The sequence below is a fragment of the Nocardioides sp. genome (assembly GCF_036401255.1).
Taxonomy (GTDB): Bacteria; Actinomycetota; Actinomycetes; order Propionibacteriales; family Nocardioidaceae; genus Nocardioides.
This window is the reverse complement of sequence record NZ_DASWVI010000070.1, coordinates 1-5,104: the sequence shown is the minus strand read 5'-3', so window position 1 is coordinate 5,104 and position 5,104 is coordinate 1. Positions and strand designations below refer to the sequence as shown.

6 protein-coding genes are annotated in these 5,104 nt (G+C 70.2%); 5 read left to right on the top strand and 1 reads right to left on the bottom strand.

Annotated elements, in window-relative coordinates; all coding sequences use genetic code 11:
- Nucleotides 1-90 precede the first annotated feature (90 nt).
- Nucleotides 91-726 (top strand): hypothetical protein, encoded by a 636-nt coding sequence (locus tag VGD85_RS03250; protein ID WP_331062013.1) that lies wholly within the window; start codon nt 91-93, stop codon nt 724-726.
- A gap of 692 nt (nt 727-1,418) precedes the next feature.
- On the top strand, nt 1,419-1,805 hold the full coding sequence (locus VGD85_RS03245) for a VOC family protein (protein WP_331062012.1): 387 nt from the start codon (nt 1,419-1,421) through the stop codon (nt 1,803-1,805).
- A gap of 30 nt (nt 1,806-1,835) precedes the next feature.
- Here VGD85_RS03245 and VGD85_RS03240 read toward each other — a convergent pair whose 3' ends face one another.
- Nucleotides 1,836-2,270, bottom strand: a complete 435-nt coding sequence (locus VGD85_RS03240; protein WP_331062011.1) for a hypothetical protein — start codon at nt 2,268-2,270, stop codon at nt 1,836-1,838.
- Nucleotides 2,271-2,386: 116 nt separating this feature from the next.
- On the opposite strand from VGD85_RS03240, the gene VGD85_RS03235 reads away from it, so the two are divergent.
- The 3 genes from VGD85_RS03235 to VGD85_RS03225 all read left to right on the top strand — a co-directional run.
- Nucleotides 2,387-3,559, top strand: a complete 1,173-nt coding sequence (locus VGD85_RS03235) for an efflux RND transporter periplasmic adaptor subunit (protein WP_331062010.1) — start codon at nt 2,387-2,389, stop codon at nt 3,557-3,559.
- Nucleotides 3,556-4,260 (top strand): ABC transporter ATP-binding protein, encoded by a 705-nt coding sequence (locus tag VGD85_RS03230; protein ID WP_331062009.1) that lies wholly within the window; start codon nt 3,556-3,558, stop codon nt 4,258-4,260. Before VGD85_RS03235 ends, VGD85_RS03230 begins: the two co-directional genes overlap by 4 nt.
- Nucleotides 4,257-5,104: ABC transporter permease (locus tag VGD85_RS03225; protein WP_331062008.1), on the top strand; the 848-nt coding region annotated here is incomplete at its 3' end. The genes VGD85_RS03230 and VGD85_RS03225, both read left to right, overlap by 4 nt.

The window sequence follows — 5,104 nt, the reverse complement described above, 5'->3', positions numbered from 1 at the left end:
GCCCTCGACGACTACGTCACCCAACGCGCCCGCCGGCTTGCCGAGACCCGACCCGATGCGCCGCACCTGGCCACCGAGGATGAGCGGCGGGTGCACGCGTTCCTGCTCCTGGTCTCCGGGCAGCCCGACGACACCGAGCTTCATGAACTTCTCCCCAAGGTGGAGCTGTATGTGCACACCTACGCCGGCCCGGACCGCGAGGACGTGGTGCGGGTGGAGAGCCACGGCCCGCTCACCGCCACGTGGCTGCGCGAGGTCCTCGGGGAGCGGGCGCGGTTCACGGTCCGTCCGGTGCTGGACCTGGCCGGGTTGGCGCCGGTGGATGCCTATGAGATCCCGGAGCGACATCGTCGGGCCGTGCATCTGATGACGCCGGCCGACACCTTCCCGTTCGCCTCCTGCACGACCCGGTCGATGCAGGTCGACCACACCATCCCGCACGCCCGAGGCGGCGTGTCCGGGATCGGGAACTACGGGCCGATGACCCTGCACCATCACCGGGTCAAGACCCACGCCCCCGACTGGCACGTGCGACAACCCTTCCCCGGGATCTACCTGTGGCGTGACCCCCACGGCGGGCACTACCTCGTCGACCACACCGGCACCCGCCGACTCCCCGACACCAACCACGACCATCACCGACGGGCTTCGGTCGTGGAACTGTGGCGCCAGCCCGTCGGCCTCGACATCCAGCTCGGCGACGACTTCCCCGGCCTTGCCGCCTGACACGGGCCCCCGGGCAGTCGTCCCTAGCGGTGCAGGTACCCGCGTGGACCAGGTCGGCCAGGAGAGAGGGAGCGCGCCCCCGTTGACGGCCAAGGTCGTCAAGCTCGACCCTTACTACCTCGGGGCCTCGTCGACGACGAGCCTGACCTGAGTAATCCTCTGGGTCGTTCCCACGAACGAGACGTCGTACGGGCCTAATGAGAGGCTCGGGCCGAAACCAGCACTTCTCTTGGGGGCTAGCTGTGGGTTGGAACGAATGGTCTGGCGCCGAGCAGGCGCGACGAACGTCCAAGAACACGAAGAAGTTGCTTGAGTCACAGCAGGCTCAGGCGGCAGCGGCGGCACACTCCTCAGCCACGAGCGAGGCTCGAATCGCACATCTCGAGGGTCGGGTTGCCTCACTTGAGGCGCGGGTGCAATGGCTCATCGATCTAGCCCAGCAGCAGCGTCACCGATCGGACCCACAGGGATGAACTGCCAACGAGGCTGAGCATTCACGCACGAGCGTCTCGCAGTGGCGAGCATCGTGTTTGTCGTCACCGTCGCTGTCCACGCAGTGGCACGACCGCGGGGCGACTCAGCATGCTGTTGAGCCGATCGCTCTTGATCACGAGCAGCGCTGTGACCTGCTCGGGGTCGTGGGTCCGGACTGACACTCCACCACGCGCCCGGAGCCTGACTAGGGTGAGCGCGTGATCGTCTCGGGCTTGGTCAACGTGTTCACGCGGGACGTCCAGGTTGCTCTGGACTTCTACCAGGGCGTCCTCGGACTGCCCGAGTCCTTCCGAACGCCCGCTGAGGGCGTCCCCGAGCATGTCGAGATGAGGGCGGGTGACTTCGTCCTGGCGGTGAGTACGGCAGAAGCAGCCTCGCGCGTGCACGGTGTAACGGCCGAGACCGGGCACGCAGCCATGTCGCTCGTGTTCTGGGTCGATGACGTGGACGCCACGTTCGACGCCGCGACCGACGCTGGTGCGCCAGCGGTCACGCCACCGCACGACGCGGGCAATAACAACCGCAACGCAGTCGTCCGCGACCCCGACGGCACCTTGGTGGAGTTCGTCGCCAAGCGGTCCTAGCCGTACACCACTCTGGTCGACCGGATCCCGTCAGCCGTCGCCACCCACCCGTGTGTAGACGATGGTCTCGTCTGCTGCCGCACCGTCGGGGTAGTGCCAGGTGCCGGTGTACTGGGAGTTGTCGGTGTTCAAGGTGGCCTGGAAGTAGGTGTCCGAGGCCTGGTCGCCGAGGCTGACGCGGATCGTCTTGTCCTCCAGCGCCCACGTGTACGTGGCATCGTCGCCCATCGTGTCCAGGCACCGGGCGATCAGGGTGTCGCTGTCTGCGTCGTGCGCGATGTGCTGGATGAGCCTCATCCGCGAGCCGCCCACCTGGAAGTCGACGAACGCGACCAGCAGCCGGCCTCCGTCGTGTGACGCGTACTCGGCGTGGCCGCTGATGTCAGGTCCGTCCACGCGCCAGGTGCCGACCAGGAGCTCGCTCAGCTCGAGGAGCTTCGGGTCGGGTGCAGGACGATCTGCCATGGACGACACCTCCTGTCGTGCGCGAACCCAATGTCGCACGGCGGAGGAAGGGGTGCACAGGCGTCGCACAGGGACACCCCACGTCGGGCACAGCCCGGGTCCCGAGAGTGCTGCCTGTGTGGAAGAAGCTCCGCGGCCGGCGCCGCTCCTGGCTCGTCGTACCCCTCGCCCTCGCGGTGGCCGGGGGGACCGGCGTCTGGCTGATGACGCGCGACTCCTCGGCCGCGACGGAGCCGACCACCTACACGGTGTCGGCCTCGACGATGAAGGAGACCGTGACGGCGTCCGGGACGATCGAGCCGCGGCACAGCGCCGACCTCGACTTCGAGGTGTCCGGCACGGTCACGGACGTGTACGTCGACGAGGGTGACCGGGTCACCCAGGGCCAGGCGCTGGCCCGGGTGGACGACGACGCGCTGGTCGCCACCCGGACGGCGGCCGCGGCGAGCCTCGCGGCGGCGTACTCCCAGCTCGACGACGACCAGGACGCCGACGCCTCCGACACCCAGCTGGCCGCCGACCAGGCCGCGATCGTCGCCGCGAGGGCGACGCTGGCCGAGGCGAAGCAGGCGGTCGCCGACGCCACCCTGCGCGCCACGATCACCGGCACGGTCGCGTCCCTCGACCTCGCGGTGGGCGACGTGGTGACGGGCGGCGGCTCCGGCGGCACCGACCCGACCGCGAGCGGGTCGGCCACCACCAGTGCGGTCGTGCTGGTCTCGAGCGGCCACTACGTCGTCGACGCCACCGTCGCCAGCAGCGACGTCAAGCAGCTGAAGAAGGGCCTCCAGGCCGAGATCACCCCGACCGGGGTGACCGAGACCGTCTACGGCACGGTCAAGTCCGTGGGCCTGGTCGCCGAGACCAGCAGCAGCGGCGCGGCGGTCTTCCCCGTCACCATCGAGGTCACCGGCAAGCGCAAGGACCTGTACGCCGGCACGTCGGCCGACGCCTCGATCATCGTCGAACAGCGCGACGACGTCCTCACGGTGCCCAGCCGCGCGCTCGAGACCGACGACGACGGCGACACCTACGTCACCAAGGTCGTCGACGGCAAGAGCGTGAAGACGCCCGTGGAGGTCGGCACGGCGTACGGCATGTCGACCGAGATCACCTCCGGGCTCGAGGACGGCGACGTCGTCGAGATCCCGTCGTTCACCCCGACCGGCGGCGGCAGCGACGGCGGCTCGCTCCAGGACCGGATGGGCGAGGGCGGGCTGCCCGACTTCAGCCAGATGCCCGGCGGCGGCCAGCAGCAGGGCCCGATCGTGATCGGCCCCGGCCAGTGAGCACCATCGAGCTCGACGGGGTCCGCAAGACCTACCGCTCGGGGAGCATCGAGTTCGAGGCGCTGTGCGGCATCGACATCCACATCGGCACGGGGGAGTACGTCGCCGTGCTCGGGCCGTCCGGGTCGGGCAAGTCCACGCTGATGAACGTGCTCGGCTGCCTCGACGTGCCGACCGAGGGCACCTACCTCCTGGCCGGCGAGGACGTGTCGGGCATGAGCGAGGCGCAGCTCGCCGAGGTGCGCAACCGGCGCATCGGGTTCGTGTTCCAGCAGTTCAACCTGCTCGCCACGCTGCCCGCCTGGCGCAACGTCGAGCTCCCGCTCGTGTACGCCGGCATCGGCCGCGCCGAGCGCCGCGAGCGTGCCCACGCCGCCCTGACCCGCGTCGGGCTCGCCGACCGCACCGAGAACCGCCCCGGTGAGCTCTCCGGCGGCCAGCAGCAGCGCGTGGCCGTCGCGCGGGCGCTGGTGACCGAGCCCGCGATCATCCTGGCCGACGAGCCCACCGGCAACCTCGACACCGCGTCCACCGCCGACGTGCTCGACCTCCTCGACGAGCTGCACGCCTCGGGCCGCACGATCGTGCTGATCACCCACGAGCACGACGTCGCCGCCCGCGCCGGGCGGCGGCTGGTGATCAGCGACGGGCGGATCACCAGTGACGAGCGACGCGAGGTGGTCCGGGAGGTGGTCCGGTGAGCTGGCTGGAGACGTTCCGCGCCGGCGTGGAGGCGGTGCGCGCGCACCGGCTGCGCTCGGCGCTGACCATGCTCGGCATCGTCATCGGCATCTCCTCGGTGATCCTCACCGTCGGGCTCGGCCAGGGCGCGCAGAACCAGGTCAAGGACGAGATCAGCGCCCTGGGCAGCAACCTGCTGATCGTCTCCCCAGGCAGCAGCACGGACTCCTCGGGCATCCGCGGCGGGTTCGGGTCGGCCTCCACCCTCACGCTCCAGGACGCGGCCGCGATCGCCGACGACAGCGTCGTGCCCGATGCGGCCGCCGTCGCGCCGACCAGCTCCGGCTCGGTGTCGCTGACGACGGGGGAGACGAACTGGACCACGTCGGTGGCGGGTACGACGACCTCCTGGCTGCGCGTCCGCGCCCGGGAGCTCTCGGCGGGCCGGTTCTTCACCGATGCCGAGGTCGAGCAGGCCGCGAACGTCGTCGTGCTCGGGCCCGACACCGCCAGCGAGCTGTTCTCGTTCGGCAGCCCCGTCGGGCAGACCGTGACCGTCGACGGCACCTCGCTGACGGTGATCGGCGTGCTCGCCTCGTCGGGCTCGTCGGCGAGCGGCAGCACCGAGGACGACGTGGCCGTGATGCCGATCGGGACCGCCAAGCGGGTCACCGGCGCCAGCGGCTCCGCGGTCTCCACGATCTACGTCGAGGCGGCCTCGGACGACACGCTCGGCGCGGCGTACCAGGAGATCGAGGCGCTGCTGCTGAACCTCCACGGGGTCGCCGAGAGCGACGCCGACTTCAGCATCTCCACCCAGGACTCGCTGGTCGAGACCGCGAACTCCACCAACCGCACCCTCAC